General features: G+C 51.4%; 25 protein-coding genes. 3 read left to right on the forward strand and 22 right to left on the reverse strand.

All coding sequences use genetic code 11. The annotated features are described in order from the left end of the window. Nucleotides 1–68: 68 nt before the first annotated feature. Both O3681_RS06350 and O3681_RS06355 read left to right on the forward strand, forming a co-directional pair. Nucleotides 69–464, forward strand: coding sequence for a DoxX family protein (locus tag O3681_RS06350; protein WP_371459543.1), 396 nt, complete (start codon nucleotides 69–71; stop codon nucleotides 462–464). Between the two features lie 15 nt (nucleotides 465–479). Beyond that, nucleotides 480–1085, forward strand: a complete 606-nt coding sequence (locus O3681_RS06355) for a nitroreductase family protein (RefSeq protein ID WP_371459544.1) — start codon at nucleotides 480–482, stop codon at nucleotides 1083–1085. Nucleotides 1086–1198: 113 nt separating this feature from the next. On the opposite strand, the gene cysS is transcribed toward O3681_RS06355, so the two are convergent. The 15 genes from cysS to rpmE all read right to left on the reverse strand — a co-directional run bounded on the left by cysS (nucleotide 1199) and on the right by rpmE (nucleotide 13108). Further along, entirely contained in the window at nucleotides 1199–2620 is a 1422-nt protein-coding gene (cysS, locus tag O3681_RS06360) for a cysteine--tRNA ligase (RefSeq protein WP_371459545.1), read from the reverse strand. 29 nt (nucleotides 2621–2649) lie between these two features. Beyond that, nucleotides 2650–3093, reverse strand: coding sequence for a YDG/SRA domain-containing protein (locus O3681_RS06365; protein ID WP_107737412.1), 444 nt, complete (start codon nucleotides 3091–3093; stop codon nucleotides 2650–2652). Between the two features lie 39 nt (nucleotides 3094–3132). Then, nucleotides 3133–4287 (reverse strand): GTPase ObgE, encoded by a 1155-nt coding sequence (gene obgE, locus O3681_RS06370; RefSeq protein ID WP_371459546.1) that lies wholly within the window; start codon nucleotides 4285–4287, stop codon nucleotides 3133–3135. Between the two features lie 143 nt (nucleotides 4288–4430). Then, a complete protein-coding gene (locus O3681_RS06375) occupies nucleotides 4431–4919 on the reverse strand; it encodes a peroxiredoxin (protein ID WP_295708618.1) in 489 nt (162 codons plus the stop codon). Next, a complete protein-coding gene (locus tag O3681_RS06380; RefSeq protein ID WP_003681810.1) occupies nucleotides 4916–5299 on the reverse strand; it encodes a thioesterase family protein in 384 nt (127 codons plus the stop codon). Before O3681_RS06380 ends, O3681_RS06375 begins: the two co-directional genes overlap by 4 nt. Further along, entirely contained in the window at nucleotides 5299–5661 is a 363-nt protein-coding gene (locus O3681_RS06385; RefSeq protein WP_003681812.1) for a hypothetical protein, read from the reverse strand. The genes O3681_RS06380 and O3681_RS06385 overlap by 1 nt, the downstream gene beginning before the upstream one ends. A 114-nt stretch (nucleotides 5662–5775) precedes the next feature. Continuing rightward, nucleotides 5776–6603, reverse strand: coding sequence for a VacJ family lipoprotein (locus O3681_RS06390; RefSeq protein WP_371459547.1), 828 nt, complete (start codon nucleotides 6601–6603; stop codon nucleotides 5776–5778). After that, nucleotides 6600–6878, reverse strand: a complete 279-nt coding sequence (locus O3681_RS06395; RefSeq protein WP_036493932.1) for a lipid asymmetry maintenance protein MlaB — start codon at nucleotides 6876–6878, stop codon at nucleotides 6600–6602. Before O3681_RS06395 ends, O3681_RS06390 begins: the two co-directional genes overlap by 4 nt. 63 nt (nucleotides 6879–6941) lie before the next feature. Beyond that, nucleotides 6942–7532 (reverse strand): phospholipid-binding protein MlaC, encoded by a 591-nt coding sequence (locus O3681_RS06400; RefSeq protein WP_371459548.1) that lies wholly within the window; start codon nucleotides 7530–7532, stop codon nucleotides 6942–6944. A 32-nt stretch (nucleotides 7533–7564) separates the two neighbouring features. Then, a complete protein-coding gene (mlaD, locus tag O3681_RS06405; RefSeq protein ID WP_003681819.1) occupies nucleotides 7565–8059 on the reverse strand; it encodes an outer membrane lipid asymmetry maintenance protein MlaD in 495 nt (164 codons plus the stop codon). Nucleotides 8060–8108: 49 nt separating this feature from the next. After that, a complete protein-coding gene (mlaE, locus tag O3681_RS06410) occupies nucleotides 8109–8885 on the reverse strand; it encodes a lipid asymmetry maintenance ABC transporter permease subunit MlaE (RefSeq protein WP_003683792.1) in 777 nt (258 codons plus the stop codon). 64 nt (nucleotides 8886–8949) lie between these two features. After that, nucleotides 8950–9750 carry an ABC transporter ATP-binding protein gene (locus O3681_RS06415; protein WP_371459549.1) on the reverse strand — a complete coding sequence of 267 codons (801 nt, stop codon included), beginning with the start codon at nucleotides 9748–9750 and terminating at the stop codon, nucleotides 8950–8952. A 222-nt stretch (nucleotides 9751–9972) separates the two neighbouring features. Continuing rightward, on the reverse strand, nucleotides 9973–10860 hold the full coding sequence (locus O3681_RS06420) for a hypothetical protein (RefSeq protein ID WP_234394601.1): 888 nt from the start codon (nucleotides 10858–10860) through the stop codon (nucleotides 9973–9975). Nucleotides 10861–10998: 138 nt separating this feature from the next. Continuing rightward, the gene (locus O3681_RS06425; RefSeq protein ID WP_107723834.1) at nucleotides 10999–12657 is read right to left on the reverse strand and encodes a glycosyltransferase family 39 protein; all 1659 of its coding nucleotides are present in this window, start codon (nucleotides 12655–12657) and stop codon (nucleotides 10999–11001) included. 235 nt (nucleotides 12658–12892) lie between these two features. Further along, nucleotides 12893–13108 (reverse strand): 50S ribosomal protein L31, encoded by a 216-nt coding sequence (gene rpmE / locus O3681_RS06430; RefSeq protein ID WP_003681847.1) that lies wholly within the window; start codon nucleotides 13106–13108, stop codon nucleotides 12893–12895. Nucleotides 13109–13389: 281 nt separating this feature from the next. Between rpmE and O3681_RS06435 the strand changes: the two genes are divergently transcribed. Continuing rightward, on the forward strand, nucleotides 13390–13923 hold the full coding sequence (locus tag O3681_RS06435) for a DapH/DapD/GlmU-related protein (protein ID WP_263339960.1): 534 nt from the start codon (nucleotides 13390–13392) through the stop codon (nucleotides 13921–13923). Between the two features lie 61 nt (nucleotides 13924–13984). On the opposite strand, the gene O3681_RS06440 is transcribed toward O3681_RS06435, so the two are convergent. From O3681_RS06440 to O3681_RS06470, 7 genes are all read right to left on the reverse strand, one after another. After that, nucleotides 13985–14449: a four-helix bundle copper-binding protein gene (locus O3681_RS06440; RefSeq protein WP_371459550.1), complete on the reverse strand. Its 465-nt coding sequence runs from the start codon at nucleotides 14447–14449 to the stop codon at nucleotides 13985–13987. A gap of 150 nt (nucleotides 14450–14599) precedes the next feature. Next, complete coding sequence (locus tag O3681_RS06445) at nucleotides 14600–15817, reverse strand: MFS transporter (RefSeq protein WP_371459551.1); 1218 nt, start codon at nucleotides 15815–15817, stop codon at nucleotides 14600–14602. A gap of 300 nt (nucleotides 15818–16117) precedes the next feature. Then, the gene (locus O3681_RS06450) at nucleotides 16118–16546 is read right to left on the reverse strand and encodes a hypothetical protein (protein ID WP_049332858.1); all 429 of its coding nucleotides are present in this window, start codon (nucleotides 16544–16546) and stop codon (nucleotides 16118–16120) included. An 8-nt stretch (nucleotides 16547–16554) separates the two neighbouring features. Continuing rightward, the gene (locus O3681_RS06455; protein ID WP_004519039.1) at nucleotides 16555–17064 is read right to left on the reverse strand and encodes an outer membrane protein assembly factor BamE; all 510 of its coding nucleotides are present in this window, start codon (nucleotides 17062–17064) and stop codon (nucleotides 16555–16557) included. Nucleotides 17065–17523: 459 nt separating this feature from the next. Then, a complete protein-coding gene (locus tag O3681_RS06460) occupies nucleotides 17524–18162 on the reverse strand; it encodes an MBL fold metallo-hydrolase (protein ID WP_004519037.1) in 639 nt (212 codons plus the stop codon). A 61-nt stretch (nucleotides 18163–18223) separates the two neighbouring features. Beyond that, nucleotides 18224–18742 (reverse strand): DUF4189 domain-containing protein, encoded by a 519-nt coding sequence (locus tag O3681_RS06465; protein ID WP_371459552.1) that lies wholly within the window; start codon nucleotides 18740–18742, stop codon nucleotides 18224–18226. A 55-nt stretch (nucleotides 18743–18797) separates the two neighbouring features. Beyond that, nucleotides 18798–19448 carry an HAD-IA family hydrolase gene (locus tag O3681_RS06470; RefSeq protein ID WP_371459553.1) on the reverse strand — a complete coding sequence of 217 codons (651 nt, stop codon included), beginning with the start codon at nucleotides 19446–19448 and terminating at the stop codon, nucleotides 18798–18800. Nucleotides 19449–19454: the final 6 nt, after the last annotated feature.

A 19454-nucleotide genomic window follows, 5' to 3' on the forward strand; every position in this document is an offset into this window, starting at 1 on the left:
TCTATACTGCACTTATTGAAATTGCTCTCTACCTCTTTCAGGTAGCCATTAAAATAAGGATTATTAAGATGTCAGCCCTCAAATCATTCCAACCTGTTGTATTGTCTGTCTTGCGTATTGTTACGGCATATTTGTTTTTGCTGCATGGTACGGCCAAGTTTTTCAGTTTCCCAATGTCCATGGGCGGCGCGCCCGAAGGCTTGATGCTGGTGGCCGGTATTTTGGAAATTGTCGGCGGTATCTTATTGATATTGGGCCTGTTTACGCGTCCGGCCGCGTTTGTTTTATCCGGTCAGATGGCAGTCGCCTACTTTATGGCGCACGCGTCTTCTGGTAATGTTTTGTTCCCATTGGCTAACCATGGCGAATCTGCCGTTTTGTTCTGCTTCGTGTTTTTGTATCTGGCAGTAGCCGGTGGCGGAGCGTGGGCTTTGGATAACGTTTTTGGTAAAGATAAAGATTAATTTAAGGAAAAGATCATGACTTATTCTGTTTTGCAACAAGCTGCTGAAACCCGTCGTTCTATCTATGCATTGAACAATACCCTGCCTCTGTCCAATGAGGAAGTAACCAAAATCATCGAACACGCCGTTTTGCATACGCCGTCTTCTTTCAATTCGCAATCTGCCCGAGTGGTCGTATTGTTTGGCGAAGAACATGCCAAAGTGTGGCATTTTGTCGAAGAAGCGTTGCGTGCGGTTGTTCCTGCCGAGCAGTTTGAAGCCACTGCACAAAAACTGAACTTGTTTAAAGCAGGCGCGGCGACAGTTTTATTCTTTGAAGATCAAGATGTTGTCAAAGGCTTGCAAGAGCAGTTCCCATCTTATGCGGCCAACTTCCCGATCTGGGCGGATCAGGCAAATGCCATGGTTCAATATGCTGTTTGGACAACATTGGCGGCTGCCGGTATCGGCGCCAATCTGCAACACTACAATCCGCTGCCTGATGCGGCCATTGCCAAAGAATGGAATCTGCCGGAAAGCTGGTTGTTGCGTGCGCAAATGGTGATTGGCGGTATCGCGACTTCAGCCGGTGAAAAAGCCTTCCAACCAATCGAAGGCCGTCTGAAAGTATTTGGCGCATAAATGAAATGATGTTTTAAACAAAGGGCGCGATGTTTGCGCCCTTTTTGAAATACCAAAATTAAAAAGGCTGTCTGAAAAACAGTTTCAGACGGCCTTTCATCTATGCCATGAAATCAACCACGGCGCCAAGTCGTACCGCCAGCGTTGTCTTCCAGAATGATTTTGTGTTCGTTCAGAAGGTCGCGGATACGGTCGGATTCCGCCCAGTTTTTATCCGCGCGTGCCTGTTTGCGTCGGGCGATCAAATCGTCGATTTCCTCGTTGGACAGGCCGTCTGAAACAGCACCGCCTTGCAGGAATTCAATCGGGTCGCGTTGCAGCAGGCCAATGATGCCGCCCAAGGCTTTCAGGCAGCCGGCGAGGTGTGCATCATTGGTTTTGTTCACTTCGCCTGCCAGTTCAAACAACACAGCAACCGCTTCGACCGTACCGAAATCATCGTTCATGGCGGCGTAGAAGCGGCGGGTGTAGTCGTTGGCGTTTTCAGATAAATCAAACTCAGCCGCTGGTGTGTTTTTCAATGTAGTGTACAGACGGGTCAGCGCACCTTTTGCGTCGTCCAAATGTGCGTCGGAGTAGTTCAACGGGCTGCGGTAGTGGGCGCGCAGGATGAAGAAGCGCACGACTTCCGGGTCATATTGTTTCAACACTTCGCGGATGGTGAAGAAGTTGCCCAGCGATTTGGACATTTTTTCGCCGTCCACACGGATGAAGCCGTTGTGCAGCCAGTATTTGACGTGGCTGGCGATGCTTTGACCATGATGGGTTTGAGCGTGGTCGTGGCCGCAGGTATGGCCGCTGGCACCGACGCTTTGGGCAATTTCATTTTCATGGTGCGGGAACTGCAAATCCGCGCCGCCACCGTGGATGTCGAAAGTATCGCCGAACAGGTTTTCACTCATGGCAGAGCATTCAATATGCCAACCCGGACGGCCGTTGCCCCAAGGGCTTTCCCATGCAGGTTCGCCTGCTTTGGCCGCTTTCCACAACACAAAATCAAGCGGATCGCGTTTGAAACCGTCCACTTCTACACGCTCGCCTGCGCGCAGGTCGTCCAACGATTTGCCCGATAATTGGCCGTAAGCGGAAAACTCGCGCACGGCGTAGTAAACGTCGCCGTTGGTGGCAGGATAGGCTTTGCCGTTTTGAATCAAGGTTTCAATCATGGCAATCATTTGCGGAATGTTTTCCGTCGCCTTAGGCTCGATGTCGGGACGCAACACCCCCAGAGCATCGGCATCTTCGTGCATAGCCTGAATGAAACGCGCGGTCAGTTCACCGATGGTTTCGCTGTTTTCTGCCGCACGGGCAATGATTTTGTCGTCGATGTCGGTGATGTTACGCACATAAGTGAGCGGATAACCGCACTCGCGCAGCCAGCGGGCAATCATGTCGAACACAACCATTACGCGGGCATGGCCTAAGTGGCAATAGTCGTAAACAGTCATACCGCAAACGTACATACGCACGTTTTTAGGGTCGATGGGGGCAAAGGGTTCTTTTTGGCGGGTCAGGGTGTTGTAGATGGTGGTCATGGGATTTTCAAAATTTGTGTAAACTGGGGTTATTTGGACTTCTTGTGCAAGCAAAATTCAAATACGTTTCGTTCTGGGCCATTATTAGTTGCATGTGCTTTTTTAACTATATAAGGCTGATGCTCATCTAATGTAAATTCACCGATGTATCGGACATGAGCATTTAGTGTGTCATTAGCAAAAACACGGATGGCTTTTCCTGTCTGTTTATGTTCCAAGAGAGCTTTATTCCCATTGATCATACGCTGATCGCCACGTTGCCCTTCGCCACAATAAAACAGGGTGGTTCCCTTCTCATCCCAGCGATCATAATAGCCGTGGTCTTCGCCTTTTTCTGGGTGAGTAAAGAGGAAGATATTGGGCGTTTTTGCCGAAGCAGCAATGCCACTTTGTCTATTGCCACCGTATTGGTCATGTAATTCTGAACGTTTAATAACATCGTTTTCTCGTAAAGAGAAAGAGTTGGAAGACATGCGACTCTCCATTTTATTAAAAAGGCCGTCTGAAATTTTTTACTCCGGCTTAAACACGCCAGTATCCGTTTTAGGCTGCTGCTCGGCAATTTCGGCTTTTGCCGATGCCTGCTCCGCTTCGGCTTTTTCGGCTTCGATGCGTTTTTTCTCGGTCAGGTATTGGTTGATTTGGTGTACCAACTCCTGCGTACCTTGGTGGGTCAACGCACTGATTTGGAAGAGGCGCGGGGTTTCCATGTCGAATTGGAAGCGGTCGTCTGGTTTCGGGTAGTCCCAGCCGATGGCTTCGAGGAAGGCGGCGGTGCGCGTTTGGGCTTCTTCTTCGTCGAGCATGTCGAGTTTGTTCAGCACCAGCCAGCGCGGTTTGCCGTAGAGTTCTTCGTCGTATTTGCGCAATTCGTTGATGATGGCAAGGGCTTCTTCGGCGGGATTGACGGTTTCGTCGAAGGGGGCCAAATCAACAACGTGCAACAGCAGGCCGGTGCGCGATAGGTGTTTGAGGAAGCGGTGGCCGAGGCCTGCGCCTTCTGCTGCGCCTTCAATCAGGCCGGGGATGTCGGCCATGACGAAGCTGTGGTTTTCGTCGATGCGCACGACGCCTAAATTCGGATGCAGGGTGGTGAAGGGGTAGTTGGCGATTTTGGGGCGTGCGGCGGATACGGCGGTAATCAGGGTGGATTTCCCAGCGTTGGGCATGCCTAACAAGCCGACATCGGCGAGGACTTTGAGCTCAAGTTGCAGGGAACGGGTTTCGCCTTCTTCGCCGGGCGTGGATTGTTTTGGCGCGCGGTTGACGGAGGATTTGAAGTGGATGTTACCCAAGCCGCCTTTACCGCCTTTGGCGAGGCAGACGCGCTGTCCGTGATAAGTCAGGTCGGCGACGATTTCGTCAGTGTCGAGGTCGCGGATAAGGGTGCCGACGGGCATTTTGAGGACGATGTCGTCCGCACCTGCGCCGTAGCGGTCGGAACCGTGGCCTTTTTCGCCATTTTTGGCTTGGTAGCGTTTGACGAAGCGGTATTCGACGAGGGTGTTGGTGTTTTCATCGGCTTCTGCCCAAACGCTGCCTCCTTTGCCGCCGTCGCCGCCGTCAGGGCCGCCGCGGGGTACGAATTTTTCGCGGCGGAAACTGGTTGCGCCATTACCGCCTTTGCCTGCGGCGACTTCGATTTTTGCTTCGTCGATAAATTTCATGATGTTCTCTTATGGGTATTCGGTTGTTTCAGACGGCCTTTGTTAATAGAGGAGCTTGGTGTCTGAACGGATAAAATGTTGCTTATTATAAAGGATATTTCGGTTTTAGGCCGTCTGAAATGTGGTTTCAGACGGCCTTGGATTTATTGGGCGAGGGCTTGGTCGATTTCTTGGTAGAGTTGGGTGAAATTGGGTTCGCCAACGTAGGTTTTGAGGATGTTGCCGTTTTTGTCGATCAGGACGGAAGTCGGGTAAACCTGTGTGCCAAAGGCTTTTGCGGCAGTTTTGTCTGCATCGTACATGACGGTGAAAGGAAGCCCGTATTCTTTGACGTACTGATGGACGCTTTCAATGGGGTCGATGGGTTGGGCAATGCCGAGGACTTGGAAGTTTTTGCCTTGATAGTCTTGAGCGGTTTTGATGATTTTAGGCATCTCGCTCACGCAGCCGGGGCAGGAGGGAAACCAGAAGTTAATGAGGGTAACTTTGTCTTTTAAATCGGTGTTGGTAATGGTTTTGCCTTGCAGGTCGGGCAGGGCGAACTCAGGGGCGGCTTTGTTGCTGGGGATAAGGACGAAGGCAAGAAGCGCGCCAATTGTGGCAATGACAAGGAGTGTGAGTATTTTTTTCATGATTCGAGGTTTTGAATGGCGTGTGCTAAGGTTTGGGGAACGCTGATGCTGCGGCCGCTTTCGCTGCTGACGGGCATAAGGGTCACTTCGGCTTCGATGGCGGCTTTGCCGTTGGGTAGGGTCGCGGTTTGGCTGAGGATGATGTGGCGTGTGCCGATGTCTTTCAGACGGCCTGTGAAGGTTAAAACATCGCCTTCAAGCGACGGGCGGCGGTAGCGGATATCGACGCGTGCAACAACGAGCATGATGCCTTTGAGTTCGGACAGAAGGTCATGCTCTTGGAAAAACGTCCAGCGCGCTTCTTCGAGAAATTCAAGATAGCGCGCATTGTTGACGTGGCCGTAGCCGTCGAGGTGGTAGTTGCGGACGGTCAGTTTCATCAGTTGAGATTGATGGGTTGGAACTCTTCGCGTGCGATGGGTTCGTGTTCGAGGTCGGTAATCACGGTGGAGAGTTGGATGTCGAACCATTCGTTGAAAATGTCGGCGTCCAAATCCGGCCATTCGCTTTCGTCTTCGCACCAGTCGGCCAATTCGGCAGCAAAAATGTCTTCAAAACGCGCTTCGATTTCGTCCCATACTTCGTCGGCAGTTTCGCATGGGCGAACGAGGTAGGAATTGGCATCGGCTTGGATATCTTCAAGCGTCAGGCCGTCCAGGTGATTGCCGGGCAGGGATTTCAGCCAGTTCCAAAAAGGATCGAGGGGGATAAGCAGGAAGACGCTGCGGTTGACTTCGTACATGGTGTTTTCCTTGGTTTCTGTATAGTTGAATGATATAGCAAAGGTGGTGGACTGGCTATCTTTTGGGGGATAAAGGCCGTCTGAATTTCAGACGGCCTTTATTTTTGGGAATAATCAGGGGTTTTCTGATGGTGTTTGATACAGGGTTTGGGGATTGGCTGTATCGGGGATTTCTGCCGGAGCGGATTGTGGTACTGCTACCGGTTCGGAAGTGGTGTTGCTGTCCACCAAGTCATCGATGTCGATATTGTCGTCTTCGCTTTGAGGGAGCGTGCCGCCGGTTTGTTGGGTGCGGACTTTCATGTAAAGGTCGCGTGTGTAGCTGTATTTGTCGATGGCTGCGCCTTCGAGGCTGTCGGTCAGGTCGAGCAGTTCTTCACGGGTGTTGATGGCCTGCAGGCCGATTGTGCCCCAGCGTCCTGCTCTGGTGTGGAAGACGGCGTTTTTAACTGGGTAGACGGTGGTAACGGCGTTGCCAATGGTATCGCGTACGGTAGATGGGCCGAACAGGGGGACAACGAAGTAGTTGCTGTTTTTCCAGCCCCATGAGGCGAAGGTGTCGCCGAGGGTGTTTTTATTGCTGGGTACGCCGCCTGCACCGGCTACGTCGATTAAACCGCCAAGGCCGAAGGTGGTGTTGATGCCGACGCGGACGAGGTCTTCGCTGGCGCGTTTGACGTCAAGGCGCAGAACATTGCTGCCGAAGCTGACGACATCGCGCAGGTTGTTGAAGAAGTTGATCACGCCGGTACGCACTGGTTTGGGCGTTACTTTGCGATAACCGCGTGCGACAGGGGAAAGGACGTATTTGTCTGCTTTGTCGTTGAACTTGGAAACGGTACGGTTGTAGCCTTCATAAGGGTCGGCCGGATTGCGTTCGGCCAGTGCGGGCGCGGAGGCAAGGCTGATGAGAAGGCAGAGGGAAGCGGTGGTTTTTTTCATGATTGCAACCAGTCTTTGATTTCGTAAAGTTCGGCCAGTGCGCGGACGGAATCGGGAATATTTTGAATGGTCGGTTTTTTGTCTGTCCGGCGCAGAGCGTTGAGCAGCAGGGAAACGCAGGCTGAATCTGCTTTGCCTACTTGGCTGAAGTCTATGCTGTCTGTTTCTTTCAGACGGCATTGTTGTTCGTAGCGCGCAAAGGCGGAGGCAGTCAGGGTTTTGACGGTAACGTCGCCGCTGATGTAGAGCGTGCCGTTGCGGATTTCTGTTTGCATGGTGTCTTTATGATGTAAGGCACCATGCCGTCTGAACATCAGGCGGCATGGTGTGTGGGTGGATTATTTACCGCCGTTTTTGGCTTTCAAGTCGGCAATCAGGCCATCGATGCCTTTGGCCTTGATGGTTTCGCCAAATTGGTTGCGGTATACGGTAACCAAGCTTGCGCCTTCGACTGCGACATTGTATGCGCGGTATTTGCTGCCGCTTTGGTAGGTGGTGAAGTCCATGTTGACCGGTTTTTGGCCGGAAACGTTGATTTCGGCGCGGACAACGATTTCTTTACCGCCTTTGTTTACGACCGGGTTGTCTTTGATGTTGACCTTGGCGTTTTTGAATTTCAGCATGGTGCCGGAGTAGGTGCGGATCAGCAGGGTTTGGAACTCTTTGGTCAACGCTTGTTTTTGTGCGTCAGTCGCAGTACGCCATGGGTTGCCGACGGCCAAAGCGGTCATGCGTTGGAAGTCGAAGTAAGGGATGGCGTAGGCTTCGGCTTTTTGGCGTGCGGTGTTGGCATCGTCGCTGTTGAGGATTTTCAGCACTTGAACGGAGTTTTCACGGATTTGGTTGACTGCGTCGGCAGGAGAGGCAAATGCCATGCTGATGCTCAATACGCCGATGCTCAATGCGCTGATGAAGGAAGTTTTTTTCATGGGAGTGTCCTGAATATTGGGTTGATATGTGTTTATTGTTCGTTTTGACCAGCAGATTCACTGTCTGCGTTTTTTTCGGCAAAGCTGGTCATGAATTTGCCGATAAGGTTTTCCAAAACCATGGCGGAGCTGGTGACGGTAATGGTGTCGCCTGCCGCCAAAGAATCAGTATCGCCGCCTTGTTGCAGGCCGATGTATTGTTCGCCCAACAGGCCTGAAGTCAGGATTTGTGCGGAAACGTCGCTGCTGAACTGATATTGGCTGTCCAGATTAAGGGCGACTTTTGCCTGATAGGATTTAGGGTCGAGCTGAATGGAGGCAACGCGGCCCACCAGTACGCCTGCGGATTTGACCGGCGCGTTGGTTTTCAAGCCGCCGATGTCGCTGAAATCGGCATAGACGGTGTAGGTTTGTGATGATTTGCCGAACGATTGTCCGCCGGCGGCACGGAAGGCGAGAAAGCCGATAGCGGCTGCGCCCAGTAAGACAAACAGTCCTACCCAAAATTCCAAAGCATTTTTTTTCATGTGCTATTGTCCTTGTTTCATTCTTTTTAAGTGTCGTTTCAGATGGCCTTTAGTCGGTAAACATCCACGCGGTCAACATAAAGTCGACGGCAAGGATGGTCAGGGCGGAAGACACTACTGTGCGTGTACTGGCGCGCAAAATACCTTCGGAAGTCGGTACGCAGTGGAAGCCCTGATGTACGGCGATCAGCGTAACGGCTACACCGAAAGCGGCGGATTTGATTAAGCCGTTGAGTACGTCGTAATGGAAGGTAATGTTGTTTTGCATTTGCGACCAGAAAATACCGCCGTCCAAACCCAGCCATTCGACGCCGACCAAATACGCGCCGTAAATACCGGCAACGTTGAAAATCGAAGCCAGCAAAGGCATGGAAAACACGCCCGCCCAAAAGCGCGGCGCAACCACGCGTGCCACAGGGTCGACCGCCATCACGTTCATTGCTTCAAGCTGCTCGGTGGTTTTCATCAAGCCGATTTCGCTGGTCATGGCACCGCCCGCGCTGCTGGCAAACAGGATGGCCGCCAATACGGGACCTAATTCGCGCAACAGGGAAGCGGCAACCATATAGCCCAAAATATCGGCGGATTTGAATTTTGCCAGCTGCGTATAGCCTTGCAAGCCCAATACCATACCGACAAACAGGCCGGACACGGCAACAATCAGGACAGACAACACGCCTGCAAAGTAAACCTGGCGGATGCTCAGGCGCGGGCGGGCAAACGCCGTACCTGATTTGGCCAGGATCTGCAGGAAAAACAGCGTAATGCTGCCCAGCGATTGGATGAAGCCGAGGGTTTTTGCCCCGACGGAACGGATAAAATTCATAGGTTTCAGTTGATTGGTTAAATGGTTTTCAGACGGCCTTGTTTAAGTTTCAGGCCGTCTGAAATTAGCCCAGCAAGTCTTGTTTTAAAGTCGTTTGCGCCGGATAGCGGTATGCGACAGGACCGTCTGCCAAACCGCCGACAAACTGGCGTACCCAAGGCGAGTCGAGTTCGCGCATTTCTTTGGGCGAGCCGGAGAACATGATTTCGCCGTGTGCCAAGAAAATCACTTGATCGACGATTTCCAGCGATTTTTCGATGTCGTGCGTTACCATCACGCTGGTTGAGCGCAGGGCTTTGTTGGCACGGCTGATGAGGTGGGCGATGACGCCCAGCGAAATCGGGTCGAGGCCGGTGAAAGGTTCGTCATACAACATGATTTCAGGGTCGAGCGCAATCGTACGCGCGAGGGCGACGCGGCGCGACATACCGCCGGAAAGCTCGGAAGGCATCAGGTTTTCAATGCCGCGCAAACCGACTGCATTCAGTTTCAACACCACCAAATCGCGGATGACCGCTTCGGGCAAATCCGTCAGCTCGCGCATAGGGAAGGCGATGTTGTCGAAGACGGATAAGTCGGTGAACAATGCGCCGTGTTGGAACAAAACGCCCATGCGGCGACGGTGTTCGTACAGCTCCTGCGCCGAAAATGCGGCCAAATCTCGCCCTTCAATCAGCACTTTGCCCGATTGCGGGTGAATTTGACCCGTAATCAGGCGCATCAGCGTGGTTTTACCGCTGCCCGAACCACCCATTACGGCGGCGAAATTGCCTTGTGGAATGCTGAAGTTGATGTTGTTCAGAATAGGACGGTCGCCATATGCGAAGGCAACGTCTTTCATTTCGATGAAGGGTGTGGAACTCATGCAGGAGAGGGGTGTCGAAAAATGTATTTTAATTACGAGTATTGTAAAGGGTATTGGATATTCGGGCAATTTTCAGACGGCCTGCGCTTAGGAATAACGGGTAAAAACGTGTGAAAGAATGCAGAAGCGTTGGTGCTACGGTCATTTTGTCGTATGTTGTGTCAAACATACAGACAGATGTGTAGGTAAATAAAGAGGCGGGCAAACATGCCCGCCTTATTTTTAATATTTCTGCAAACCTTCTACCTTGATTTCTTTGGCATTGGCATTGATGAAGGCTTGAGTTGCTTTCATCGTGGCTTGAATGCGCGGATCGTTCCAGCGCACGATTTGGTTGTTTTCATCGCGCTTGTCCGACCAGATAATCACGCCGTCGGTGTATTTTTTGCTGATTTCGAGCATTTTGCGCCAGCGGACGGGGTCGATGAACTGCTTGAAATAAGGGCTGTTGGTGGCCGAATAATATTGCGGCCAGATGTAGCCGATGATTTTTTTGTTGGGAAAGCGTTGATGAATGTCGTCAACGGCGATTTTCACGTCTTTTTCCCATTGCACCAAATCGGGGGAAGTGATGTAGAACACAGGATTGGCATAGTCGCTGATGGCGGCGGTGGGCGCACGGCGTTTGCTGACTTGCCGCCATTTGGCCAAGATGGCTTCGTTATCAACGTTGGGGCGGTAGTGGCGGATGCCGTGCAGGTGTTCGGAGGGCATGCCGTAGTTGCTGATGACGGCGCGCGGATTTTCTTCTCTGAAGATTTGGTACATCCGCGCAAAGTCGGTTCTTAATGCGTCGGGAGTCAGCAGCTGGCCGTCTTTTTCGGCAAACCAGCTTTCGATGTCGGTAGAAATGGTACGGTAGCCTTCGCGACGCGATTGTTTGGCCAATTCGCGGATACGCGCTTCGTTGAGTACGCCGTGTTTGCGTTTGCCCGTCGGATCGGGTTTGACCAGCTCGCTTTCGTAAACCAAGAACACTTTGGAGAGTTTGTCGGCGGTCAGGTCGGGTTTGCCGACGTAGTCCATGCGGTCGTAGATGATGAAATCTTTGGCATGGGCGGAGAGGGCGGTCAATAAGAGGACGAGGGGTAAAAGGCGGTTGGGTTTCATATTTTTAGGCAGATAAGGGAAAAGGGCCATTGTACGGGAAGCGGTGTTAAAGTGAGTCAAAGGCCGTCTGAAAGGATAAAAGTTCTTTCAGACGGCCTTTGTTGGACTGGGAATGTTCAGTTTTGAGGCTGGTATGGCTTACTGCGCCGCAGTTTTTTCCAGTAATAGGAAAGTCTCGGCTTTGTTGCGCGGTCTTGCGCCTTGCCACAAGGTTTGCCAACCCGAAGGTGCACCGACATTGGCGGCTTGGCGGATGAGGCGGTAGCGGCAGGATGGGTTGTCGGTCGTGGTTTTAATATGGCTGTATTGTGTCCATGCGATTCGTGTGCGCTGGTCTTGGCTGTCGATGCTGATACATTCGAGGCCGTCTGAAAGCTGCTGTTTCAATTCGGAAGAAAGTGCGGTTTCCATTTGGTGTACCACCGGCGCATGGCTTTTGGCGGCGTTGAGCCACGGTAAAAACAGGGTCATCAGCAAGGCCCAGGCCAAGGTAACGCCGGCTGCCCAGTTGGTTACGGCTTGGCGGCCACGGATGTTTTTACGCGTAATCGCCCAAAGCCATAACGGGGTAAACAGAAGGGCGACGGCCATCGGAATCGGATCGATGTCGGGGATGTAATACGGGCTGAAATAGGCGGCGCGTTCGGCCAGTTTGGCAGGCCAGCCGTAGTTCATGGCGAAGAAGCCCAGCCACAGGAACACGGCAATCAAACCGAATGCCATGATGCCGAACCAGTTGATAAATGCCGCTGCACCGCGACGCAGGCCGTCCAGTTTTGCCGCGCCGAGCAGGGCAAGCGGCGGCAACAGCCAAACGAGGTTGTCTTGCAGGCGTTGCGGATTGATGGCGAGTAGGGCTGTCATGATAATCAGCCACGACAGGCTCAGAATGCCCCAGTTTTTATCGTGGATACGCGTGCGGCTGAGTGTCCATGCCGCCAGCGGCCAAGCAGGCAAGGCAAACCACAGCAGGTTTTTCAGATAATAGGGTAGGTTGAAGGCCGTCTGAATCTGATGGAAACCGCCGAATACGCCTAAGGAATAATGGTTGAACCAAATATCAAACCATTCGGGATTGGTTTTTGATAAAACCAGCGGATACAGAATCAGCAGGGGCAGGGAAACGACGATGGCGCCAATCAGGGTCAGCAGATAGCGTTTGCTTTGCCAAGTAGAATGGAACGACAGGGCAAGTGCCAAAAACATCATGGCCGCGGTCAGCAGATAGCCTGAGGAAAGGGAGAGTAAAACCCAACCGCCGCACAACAGCAAAATGGCAATAATGACGCGGCGGCGTGCCAGTGAAAAGCCGCACAGAATCAATCCAAATGCGGCAAAAGCGGCCGACATGGGATTGAGGAAGTGGGCGATGGGCAGCAAACCGATGCTGCCGATAAGGATTAAGACAACGCTGCGGCCGTGATGTCTGCCGAGAAAGTTGAAACCAGCAAATCCGCAGGCGGTCAGTCCGATGGCAGTGAATACCACGCCGGCAAAACGCGCGGCATCATAGGTATCGGCCGCCCAAGGCGAAAACAGGGTTTGGAATGCGGTTGCCGCCCATAAAAAAGCAGGGGAGAGGGTGAAATCGGGTTGGCCGAAGATTTGTGCAACCAACAGGCTGCCGCCGTTTTTCATGGATTCGGAGGCGGTAAAGAGGGAGGGTTCGGCAGGATTCCACAAGTCATGCGAGAACACGCCCGGCCACAGCCAGGCAAAGGCCATCAGCAGCAGAAGCCATGGTTTTTCATGGGTTTTTTGGGGGCGGTGCGGATCGGGCGGTGTGTAAGTCAGCATGGAAGGTCAAAAAACGGTTGGTTTGAATAGCAATGGTACAGGGTTTGACGGGTTTGCGCGATATGCCGGACCGGAGAGCTTTGTAAAATAATGCTTACGGCTCGTTTTTATCGGGTGTTTGGAAGGATATGGCATTCGGTTGACGACAAAAAGCTCAGGCTGTCTGAAAGAAATGTTTCAGACGGCCTGAATGCAAAAAAGACTGCACGAAGCAGTCTTTTTGACAAAGCGGCAATTAGCGTTTGAACAGGTTGCCGAATTTGTTGTTGAATTTGTCCACACGACCGGTAGTGTCGACGATTTTTTGAGTACCGGTGTAGAAAGGGTGGCACAGAGAGCAAACCTCAACGTTGAAGCTGTCTTTCTCCATTGCGGATTTGGTTACGAATTTGTTGCCGCAAGAGCAGGTAACGTTGATTTCGTGGTAGTTCGGGTGAATACCTTGTTTCATTTGATTTCCTTTCGATTAAGCGGGCACAGGGGTTTTGCCTGTACTTCAGTTAAGCGTGGAATTTTCGCTATTTTTGGCTGTTTCGTCAAGCGGATATTTTGCGTAGCGGGCAGTTTCGCAACAGGCGAGAACAGTTTAGAATAGAGTTTCAAACCAAATGTTGTGTAATCGGGCTGTAATCTAACTGAAAAGAGGATGTAAAACCTCTTCTAGATGTGAAACTTTAAGAAGAATAATAGTCTGAATAATATTTACGCTTGTACGAACAGGAGACGGAATCAATGTGGAAAAGGATATTGACGTGCATTTTGCGTGTTTGGGGAGGAATGTTGCCTCCGTCTTATTGCAAACCATTCGGCAGAATTGCGCAAAAATTCCGTGCTGCTTTGGCTGCGTGCATTTCTCCAAACATTGGTAAAAACGTCAATATTGAAAAAGGCGGATACGTCTTTCCGGATACGGTAGTCGGCGATAATTCGGGTATCGGCGTAAACTGCGAAATCTGCCACGGTTTGACCCTCGGCAAGAACGTGATGATGGGGCCGGAATGCCTGTTTTATTCGACCAACCACAAATTCAACCCTGAAACCCGCCGCTTTGAAGGCTATACGGACATCCGCCCGATTGTGATTGAAGACGATGTCTGGATTGGTCGGCGTGCGATTATCATGGGCGGCGTTACCATCGGCAAGGGCGCGGTAATCGGCGCAGGTTCGGTGGTTACTAAAGATGTACCGCCTTATTGCGTGGCTGCGGGCAATCCTGCGATTGTTCGGAAAAATCTGCTCGATGAGCAAGAGCTTGCAGCCGAATAGCGTGAACGAAACCATAAACAAAAGGCCATCTGAATTTCAGACGGCCTTTTTTTAATATTGATTAAGCGGCAATTTTTTCACATTCTTTAATGCAAGCCAAGCAAGATTCGTAGCAGGCTTTGCATTCAGCGTGGTGGCCGGCGTGTTCTTTGCAGGCGGCAGCACATTGTTTGCAGGCTTCGATGCACACTTTTGCCAAAGACGGAGTCAAGCGTGAATTTTGGGCGGCAAGGTTTTGCAAGGTGCCGCACAGTGCCAACATTTGATTGACGCCGGCTGCGCAGTCTTTCATGGAGGTATCGCCTTCGCTCAACAGGGCAATGCAGTGTGCCAAACAGATTTGACCGGCTTCAACGCAATGTGCGGCCGCTTTGCGCGCAGCTTCGTAGGCGCGTGGTGCAGAATGCGCGTGACCAGCATGACCGGCATGGTGTGCATGGCCGGCATGGTCGTGAGCGCGGGCGAAAGAAGCGGCGGCGGTGAGGGAAACAGCAGCAGCGCTGCCGATAAATTGACGACGGTTCATAAGATAGAGTCCTTTTTGCTTTGTAGAAATATCGGACGAATTATTTCATCCGTTATTAAAAGGTTATCATGTTATTCGTTTTTAAACAATGGGCCGTCTGAAGGTATCGATAACACGTTCAGATGGCCTTGAAATGTCAAAGTTTCCGTGTCAGACGGCAGCCTCTTTCCGTTCATGAATCAGTAAATTCAACAGGGCGGCCGCGCCTGCCAAGACTGCGTCGGCGTACCACATCCAGCCGTAATCGTTGAAGCGCGTGATGACGATGCCGCCGATGTATGAACCCAAAAAGCCGCCGATTTGGTGGCTCAACATGGTCAACCCGAAGAGGGTGGCCAAGTAGCGCGTGCCGAAAAGTTTGCCGGTGATGGCGGCGGTGGGGGCGACGGTTGCCAGCCAAGTGAAACCGAGTCCGGCGGCGAAAAGATAGAAGTTCAAATCGGTTTTAGGTGCGGCCAAATAAATCAATATCATGGCGACACGCGAAGCATATAAACCGAAGAGGACGTATTTGCCCAAAAATCTGCCGGTACACCAGCCTGAAAAAATACAGCCGGCAATGTTTGCCAAACCAATAATGGCAATAGAGGTTGAAGCGACCGTAGCGGGGAGGCCGCAAAGTGAAATTTCGGTCGGTAGGTGGGTAACCAAAAAGGCGATGTGGAAGCCGCAGGTAAAGAAACCCAAATGCAGCAAGATATAGCTGCGGTTGGCGAAAGCCTTACAGACGGCCTGCTTCAAGGTTTGGCCGTCGTCGTCGGTATGGACGGTGTGAGAAGCATGTTTGCCGCCGGCCAGCCACCAAGAAATCGGCAAAATCAAGATGGCAATGACTGCCCAAACATAAAATGTCCCCGTCCAGCCGATGTGGGGCAGTGCAATCAAACCTTGAACCAGCGGCGCGAACAAAAATTGCCCTGCGGACCCGCCTGCATTGACCAGGCCGGAAGCCAAGCCGCGCCGATGAGGCGGTGTTTTGGCGGCGACCTGTCCCATAATGATGGAAAATCCGCCCGAACCCGTACCGAATGCCAACAATAAACCGATACCCAGCATCAGCCCCCAATAAGTCGGCATTTGCGGCACCATCAGACAGGCAGCAATCAATAGAACCGTACCGCCGGCTAAAACCTTAAACGCGCCGAAACGGTCGGCCAACGCGCCGGACAAGGGTTGCGATATGCCCCACATCAATTGGAACACGGCAATAATCAGGCTGAACTGGGTCATGCTCAATTCGGTCGAGTTGACGACGGGCAGGACAAAAAGCCCTAAAGTCATTCTCATGCCGATGGTAATCAACAGGATGGAGGCGGCAGCGGCAATCAGCAGCCACAAATTGGGTAATTTGGCAGAAGAATCGGTCATGATGTTTGTGTGTAAGGGGGCAGGGAATAAAAGCTATTCCTGCCACTATATTATTTATTTGATTTCTCGGCGAGCCGATATATAAACGCGCGATTCTAGCATTGGGCGGGAAACGGCATAAATAACCGTTGGTTCTTTGGATATGGTAAAAAGTGATATGGCTTGAGGACGAATTGAGGATGAAGCGGTCAAATATTCTTCGTTTGGTACTGACGGAGCAAGCAAATTGCCGTTGAATTTTCGTTTGAGAAGAAAGGCCGTCTGAAAAGTTTCAGACGGCCTTTGTTTGACTGACTTACATCAGATGATTTCCAGAATGAAATACTGACGCAGTTTTTCGTACACATTATTTTGTACGTTGATACAACCATTGGTTATGATGCGGTCGGCCACGTGAGGGGAGGCGATGCGTTCCATGCGTCTTTCCTGCGGCTTGAGCGTCCATACCCTGTGTAACGCAAACAGAAAGTCATTTTCTTCTTTGAAGCCGATAACTTCGCCACCGTAACCCGGTTTGCTGGTCATCATCGGCGTCATATTGAATTTGCCTTTCGGAGTGGTTTTGCCAATCAGTACCGGATGGCACTGACCGTCATCGGCAAAGCAAAGCTCCGCCTTAGCTGTATTGACCACAACTTTTTTACGCTGGATATAGTCGCTGACAGCATCGGCAGCGGCCAAAGAATTCAGACCTGCTGCCAAGGCTATACCCAATAGGATCCGTTTCAAATTTGTCCTTATTGACGGATGCGTTTAGGAGCTTCTTTAATGATCTCGCGGATGATCACTTGAGGCTCTTGTTTAGGTGCTGGAGGAGGACATACGGCATCTTTAGGGAATACTGGATTCCAGAAGAAGCTGCGTGCAAATTTGTCTTTGTCGAAGATCACTTTGTATTGGCAAGTAGTGATGCCTTCAACGCCGGAAGTGTTTTCAGGGTCAACGCCTACGCCTGGGGTGTAGAAGTGGAACAGGTAGTCCCATTCACGCACGCCAACCATGCCTTCGTCGTAGTGAGGACGGCCGAGGATTTTGTAGATGTCGTCTTTGGTCAGACCAGGACGCATTTGATCCAGCTCGTCAAAAGTCGGGAATGTACCACGGTCTTTGTTGAAGGTCAGGGAGTAAGGTTTAGGGAAGCGTGGCTCGTCGGTAGTGCCTTCAGGAGTGATTTTGCTCTTAGTAGCACAGGCGGCCAGCAGGCCGGTAGCCAGCAGGACGAAGCCTACTTTTGCGATTTTTTTCATTTGATAATCCTTTTATTGATTTTACCGGCCGAACTTTTCAGACGGCCTGTTAGTGCCGGCAGCGAGTTTGCCGGTTTACCCAAATAATGTTGTGCTTCTTAAAGATGTACCCGACGGTTTGACAAACAGAACATTGGCACATTCCGGCAGGGCATTGCGCCTCATCTCCGTTGTATCCGCCTGAGTCGGCAGAACCGTTCAGACGGCCTGACTGACATTTATTGTCACTTTGTAACAATTTCACTGCGAGTAAGGCTTGGGGTTTAGAGATGTCCGGTTTTCGATAAATCAGGTTGTATTGCGTAATACCTTGTTATCTTTGTGCTTTAGTTCTTTTTGGCATTTGCCGGAGATTAGGTACTTAATCTTTCGGGTATTATCCCTGCAAATTGTATGCCAGTTTTCCTTTATACGCATAATTTGCGTATGCCAGAATGTTGGCTTTATACAACATTCATATTAACGAACCAGAAACGGATTGTACCTTTTCTCATGCCCGATGCTGGTCATGCGGCCGTGTCCGGCTATAACTTGCGTGGTTTCGGGCAGGGTTAATAGTTTAGCGCAGATATTGTTTATGAGGTCATCATGATTGCCGCGCGGAAAATCTGTGCGACCAACGGTTTCATAAAATAAAACATCGCCTGCGACTAAAAGTCCGTTTTCGGCGTTGTAAAAAACGACTTGGCCGGGGGTATGGCCGGGAATGTGGAGGACTTGGAAGCTATGGTTGCCGACTTTGAGCGTTTCCCCTTCTTCCAGCCAGCGTGTCGGCGTGAATGACGGAGAAACAGGGAAGCCGTATTGCGCCGTTGTTTGCGGAAGGGCTTGGAGCAGGAATTCGTCGTCTTTGTGCGGGCCGAGAACGGGTACGTCGCAGGTTTTCAAAAGTTCAACCACGCCGCCTGCGTGGTCAAGATGGCCGTGGGTCAGCCAAATGGCGGTCAGCTTGAGGCCTTTGTTTTGGACTTGTTGCAATAAATAAGGGACGTCGCCGCCTACATCGGTCAAAACGGCTTCTTTTGTTTCGTCATCCCAAATCAACGTGCAGTTTTGACGGAAGGGGGTAACGGCGTTGATTTCAAATTGGAGTGCCATAGGTGTTCCTGGGAAATGCTTATTTAATGGTTGTTTACGTTTTAGACGGTCTTTTGTCTATTTAGAATCTAGGCATTGAGCAACCTTCGTTAGCAATAATAGAACATTGAGAGCTGCCAGAAGCTTGACATTTCCTTAAGGCGTCAGCCTCTGCAAGACCAGGGCCTTGTATACTGGGAAAGGCAATCCATTTTTTACCAGACTTGCCTTGGGCAACAGCAATACAGCTATTTTTTGCCCATGCTACTACTTTGCATGGCGCGTTACGTCCTCCTCGTTCACACGTCTTAATAGCTTGTTTTTTAGCCGCTTCAAGTGACTCCATATCAATTGCACCACCTGAAACACCAGTTTTTGCATTAGCAGCCCATGCACCGTATCTTGAAGGTACATCAATATTGATAATTTCCGTAGTCCGTCTTTGTTGACGTTGACTAGACGAGCCACAATTGGAGTTATAGCCGTATTGGCATAAGCTAGAGTCATTTTGCAATGCACCTCTAGTTGCATCATAAGTAGGGTTGGCAACGCAGACATTAAGGCCGGCCAGCCCTAATAACACAAAAAGCATTTTTTTCATTTCAAGTCCAATCTGTTAGTTAGCTAAATCTTTGTCAGTTGACGCACGCCGTCATTTATAAGGTTTCCAATACATCAGGCAATTCGGCCAGGCTGTTGAGCATGGCGACATGGGGTAGGGCGGAAAGCTGTTTGGCGGTGTGCGCGCCGGTGGTGACTGCGATGGCGTGGATTTTGGCGTTGGCGGCCATTTCTAGGTCGTGGGTGGTGTCGCCGACGACGACGGCCTCTTCCGGCTCAACACCCAGTCGGTCGCAGAGGGCGAGTACCATATCGGGCGCTGGTTTGGACGGATATTCGCTAGCGCAGGCGGTTTCCAGCCAAAAGGCTTGGGTATCGGTTTGTGCGATGGCTTTGTCCAAGCCGCTCCGCCCTTTACCGGTCGCTACGGCGAGCCAATAGCCTTGTTGCTTCAAGTGTTGCAGGCAGGGCAGGGCTTCGGGGAACAGGGTCATGTTGTGGTTGTTGGGATTGAGGTAGTGCGCGGCATAGGTCTCAATCAGGGTTTCCTGAACGTGTTCGCTGACGTTGTGGGCAAGGCGGCGGATGATGCCGGAGAGACTGTATCCGATGAGCGGGCGGATTTGGTCGGCTTCGGGAACGGGCAGACCGCAATCGGCAAAGCTTTGTTGGAAGGTGTGGATAATGGGGTTGGTGGTGTCGGCAAGCGTGCCGTCCCAGTCGAAAATAATGAGTTTGGGTTTCATGGGTTT

Source organism: Neisseria sp. 27098_8_158 (assembly GCF_041433145.1).
Lineage (GTDB): Bacteria > Pseudomonadota > Gammaproteobacteria > Burkholderiales > Neisseriaceae > Neisseria > Neisseria subflava_E.